The organism is Accumulibacter sp. (assembly GCF_031732815.1).
Taxonomy (GTDB): Bacteria; Pseudomonadota; Gammaproteobacteria; order Burkholderiales; family Rhodocyclaceae; genus Accumulibacter.
In genome coordinates this window covers 1-3094 of record NZ_JAVMKF010000242.1, presented here as the reverse complement: position 1 = coordinate 3094, position 3094 = coordinate 1, and the positions used below count along the sequence as shown (strand labels likewise).

Sequence of the window (3094 nt, the reverse complement as noted above, 5' to 3'; positions counted from 1 at the left end):
GGGTCGTAGCCGCCGGCCAGCCCGAATCGGCAGTCGGTCCATTCGTTGTCGCCGGGGACGTAGATCAGCGGGACGCGCGTCGCGTCGAGCAGGGCGCGGCGAGAACGGAAAAGCTCGTCGCTGCAGACCGTCGTGCTCGCCTTGAGGTCGCCGGCATGGACGATGAAGCTCGGATGTTCGGCGGCGATGGCATCGAGCATGCGCGGCAGCTCGCTCGTCTCGTAGTCGTCGTAAGGCGTGTCACCGATGACGGCAAAACGCCAGGTCTCCGCCGTGGCAAAGCCGCTCAGCAGGAGGCAGAGAAGTGCACAGAGCAGTGTTTTCATCGTCGGCGGGACGTGCGGGCTAGTTGAGGCCGGCTATTCGCCGACGAGCAGCGAACGCAGCTCGTAAAGCGCCGCCAGCGCCTCGCGCGGCGTCAACTGGTCGGGATCGATGCAGCGCAGACGCTCGAGCGCCGGATGCAGCTCCGGCGTTCGCCGGTCCTCGGCATCGGCCAGCGCGCTGGCGAAGAGATCGGGCTGCAGCGGATTGATCGTGGCGCGCTGTTCGAACTGGCGCAACTGTCGGCGCGCTGCCTTGACGACCGCGGGTGGGATGCCGGCCAGCGCAGCGACCTGAATCCCGTAGCTCTGATTGGCCGGGCCCGCTTCCACCGCGTGCAGAAAGACGATGCGCTCGCCGTGCTCGACCGCGTCCAGATGGACATTGGCCAGTTCGTGATACTCGTTGGCGAGCAGCGTCAGCTCGAAGTAGTGCGTTGCGAACAGCGTCAGGCTACGGTTCTTCTCCAGCAGATGACGGCAAATGGCGAAAGCGAGCGCCATTCCGTCGAAGGTCGAGGTGCCGCGACCGACCTCGTCCATCAGGACCAGACTGCGATCGGTCGCATGATGCAGGATTGTCGCCGATTCGGTCATTTCGACCATGAACGTCGAGCGCCCGCCGGCGAGATCGTCGGCCGCACCGATGCGCGTAAAAATCTGGTCGAGCGGTCCGAGAACCGCGCGCGTCGCCGGGACATAGCTTCCGACGTGCGCGAGCAGCGCGATCAGCGCCGTCTGCCGCATGTAGGTCGACTTGCCGCCCATGTTCGGGCCGGTGATCAGGAGCAGCCGGCGGCCGTCGCCGAGCTCGGTATCGTTGGCGATGAAACCTTCGCCGTCGGCAAACTGGTCTTCGACCACCGGGTGTCGCCCAGCTTCGATCGACAACCCGGGTTCGGGCGAGAAGAGCGGGCGGCAATAGTTGCGCTGCTGCGCGGTCTCGGCAAAGCCGGCGAGCAGGTCGAGCGTCGCCGCTGCCACGGCGATCTGCTGCAACTGCGGCAGACCGTTCTGCAGCGTGTTCAACAGTTCGTCGTAAAGCAGCTTCTCGCGCGCCAGCGCCCGTTCCTGCGCCGACAGCGCCTTGTCCTCGAAAGCCTTCAGCTCGGCCGTCAGGTAGCGCTCGGCGTTCTTCAGCGTCTGCCGTCGCCGGTAATGCTCCGGAACGCGCGCCGCATTGGCGTTCGATACCTCGATGTAGAAGCCGTGCACGCGGTTGTACTCGACCTTCAGATTGGCGATGCCGGTCTGTTCGCGCTCGCGTGCTTCGAGTTCGAGCAGAAACGCGCCGCAGTTGTCGTTCAGCGAGCGCAGCTCGTCGAGTTCGCCGTCGTAGCCCGGCGCGATGACGCCGCCTTCACGAATCAGCGCTGCCGGCTCGGCGAGCAGCGCGCGCGTCAGCAAGTCGATCGTCGCTGTCGGCGGCGTCAGATGAGCGTGGATCTCGCGGAGCAGTGCTGCCGCATTGTCGGCCAGCGGCGCGCGCAGCTCGTCGACACGCCGCAGGCTGTCGCGCAGCGCCGCGAGATCGCGCGGGCGGGCGCTGAACAGCGCGATGCGGCCGGCGATCCGTTCGATGTCGGCGAAACCGCGCAGGGTCTGGCGCAGTCCGCGCAGCGTGCGCCCGCCGTCGTCGAGCAGCATGGCGACCGCCGCATGTCGCGCGGCAGGAATGCTCGGATCGCGCAAGGGGTGGTGCAGGGCGTGTCGCAGCAGGCGCGATCCGGGCGAAGTGACGCAGTTGTCGAGCAGGCTGCATAGCGTTGGCGCCGGCTGTCCGCGTAGCGTTTCGGTCAGTTCGAGGTTGCGCCGGGTGGCCATATCGAGCCCGAGGAAGGTCGCGTCGCGCTCGACGATCAGCGCGCGGACATGCGGCAGGGCGCGCACCTGCGTCGCCCGCGCATACCGCAGCAGCGCGCCGGCGGCGGCGATCGCCGGCCGTAGTCCGTCGGCGCCGAAACCGCCGAGCGAAGTCGTTCCGAAGTGCGCGCGCAATTCGCGCCCCCCCGTTTCCGCATCGAAATGCCAGTCTGCCCGACGAGTCAGCGCAACATCTTGCGGCAGGGTCAGCGACAAGCTTTCCGGAACGATGATCTCGGCCGGCGCGATGCGCTCGAGCGTCGCTGCCAGCTTTGCCGGCGCCACTTCGCACAGGCGGAAGTCGCCGCTCGCCAGATTCAGCCAGGCCAGTCCGGCGAGCTGTCGAGTCGTACTCAAGGCGAGCAACAAGGTGTCCCGCTTTTCGTCGAGCAGCGACGCGTCGGTCAGGGTGCCGGGCGTGACGATGCGCACGACGGCGCGCTCGACCGGGCCCTTGCTCGTCGCCGGATCGCCCATCTGCTCGCAGATCGCCACCGACTCACCCAGTCTGACCAGCTTGGCCAGGTACTGCTCGACTGCGTGATAGGGCACGCCGGCCATCCTGATCGGCTGCCCGGCCGATTGACCACGCGTCGTCAGCGTGATGTCGAGCAGGCGCGCCGCCTTTTCGGCGTCGGCGAAGAACAGCTCGTAGAAATCACCCATCCGGTAAAAAAGCAGGATGTCCGGATGCTGCGCCTTGATTCGCAGGTACTGCTGCATCATCGGCGTGTGCGGTGTCGGCGCGCCTGGCGGGACGCCCTGATCATCTGGCATGGTGAGTCGAATGTATCGCGTCTTTAAAGGACATCGGCGGGCTCGCCCGGCGGGAGGCGAACAGAACAGCGCTGTCCCCGCCAACTGCGCTTGGGCGTGCAGTATAGCCTTCTGCCGTTGCTTGCGATCAG

General features: G+C 66.7%; 2 protein-coding genes. Both read right to left on the bottom strand.

Features of this window, described 5'->3' with window-relative positions:
* Positions 1-326: metallophosphoesterase family protein (locus RKP46_RS14780; protein ID WP_311107344.1), on the bottom strand; the 326-nt coding region annotated here is incomplete at its 3' end.
* Between the two features lie 33 nt (positions 327-359).
* Positions 360-2963 (bottom strand): DNA mismatch repair protein MutS, encoded by a 2604-nt coding sequence (gene mutS / locus RKP46_RS14775; protein ID WP_311107343.1) that lies wholly within the window; start codon positions 2961-2963, stop codon positions 360-362.
* Positions 2964-3094: the final 131 nt, after the last annotated feature.